This is a genomic window from Undibacterium sp. Di27W (genome assembly GCF_049340345.1).
Classification (GTDB): domain Bacteria; phylum Pseudomonadota; class Gammaproteobacteria; order Burkholderiales; family Burkholderiaceae_D; genus Undibacterium.
In genome coordinates this window covers 1-1654 of record NZ_JBMPOS010000046.1, presented here as the reverse complement: position 1 = coordinate 1654, position 1654 = coordinate 1, and the positions used below count along the sequence as shown (strand labels likewise).

The 1654-nt window shown below is 51.8% G+C and carries 1 rRNA gene; it reads right to left on the bottom strand.

What is annotated here, in order from left to right:
* Positions 1–50: 50 nt before the first annotated feature.
* A 16S ribosomal RNA gene (locus ACO0LF_RS30980) occupies positions 51–1579 on the bottom strand.
* Between the last annotated feature and the right edge of the window lie 75 nt (positions 1580–1654).

The window sequence follows — 1654 nt, the reverse complement described above, 5'->3', positions numbered from 1 at the left end:
TTATCATTAACAGTCAATAAGTGTGGACACTTAACTACGCGCTACTCTAGAAAGGAGGTGATCCAGCCGCACCTTCCGATACGGCTACCTTGTTACGACTTCACCCCAGTCACGAACCCTGCCGTGGTAATCGCCCTCCTTGCGGTTAAGCTAACTACTTCTGGCAGAACCCGCTCCCATGGTGTGACGGGCGGTGTGTACAAGACCCGGGAACGTATTCACCGCGACATGCTGATCCGCGATTACTAGCGATTCCAACTTCATGTAGTCGAGTTGCAGACTACAATCCGGACTACGATACACTTTCTGGGATTAGCTCCCCCTCGCGGGTTGGCGGCCCTCTGTATGTACCATTGTATGACGTGTGAAGCCCTACCCATAAGGGCCATGAGGACTTGACGTCATCCCCACCTTCCTCCGGTTTGTCACCGGCAGTCTCATTAGAGTGCCCTTTCGTAGCAACTAATGACAAGGGTTGCGCTCGTTGCGGGACTTAACCCAACATCTCACGACACGAGCTGACGACAGCCATGCAGCACCTGTGTAAAGGTTCTCTTTCGAGCACTCCCAAATCTCTTCGGGATTCCTTCCATGTCAAGGGTAGGTAAGGTTTTTCGCGTTGCATCGAATTAATCCACATCATCCACCGCTTGTGCGGGTCCCCGTCAATTCCTTTGAGTTTTAATCTTGCGACCGTACTCCCCAGGCGGTCTACTTCACGCGTTAGCTGCGTTACCAAGTCAATTAAGACCCGACAACTAGTAGACATCGTTTAGGGCGTGGACTACCAGGGTATCTAATCCTGTTTGCTCCCCACGCTTTCGTGCATGAGCGTCAGTGTTATCCCAGGGGGCTGCCTTCGCCATCGGTATTCCTCCACATATCTACGCATTTCACTGCTACACGTGGAATTCTACCCCCCTCTGACACACTCTAGCCTTACAGTCTCCAATGCAGTTCCCAGGTTGAGCCCGGGGATTTCACATCAGACTTATAAAACCGCCTGCGCACGCTTTACGCCCAGTAATTCCGATTAACGCTTGCACCCTACGTATTACCGCGGCTGCTGGCACGTAGTTAGCCGGTGCTTATTCTTCAGGTACCGTCATTAGCATTCCGTATTAGGAAACACCGTTTCTTCCCTGACAAAAGAGCTTTACAACCCGAAGGCCTTCTTCACTCACGCGGCATTGCTGGATCAGGGTTGCCCCCATTGTCCAAAATTCCCCACTGCTGCCTCCCGTAGGAGTCTGGACCGTGTCTCAGTTCCAGTGTGGCTGGTCGTTCTCTCAAACCAGCTACTGATCGTCGCCTTGGTAGGCTTTTACCCTACCAACTAGCTAATCAGATATCGGCCACTCCATGAGCACGAGGTCTTGCGATCCCCCGCTTTCCACCTTAGTGCGTATGCGGTATTAGCGTAACTTTCGCTACGTTATCCCCCACTCTAGGGTATGTTCCGATATATTACTCACCCGTTCGCCACTCGCCGCCAGGTTGCCCCGCGCTGCCGTTCGACTTGCATGTGTAAGGCATGCCGCCAGCGTTCAATCTGAGCCAGGATCAAACTCTTCAGTTTAATCTCTGTTTTTCGACAATTTCTTGTCTATGTCACATACGTGACATGTCGCTCACTCAAAATACTGACAGTTCA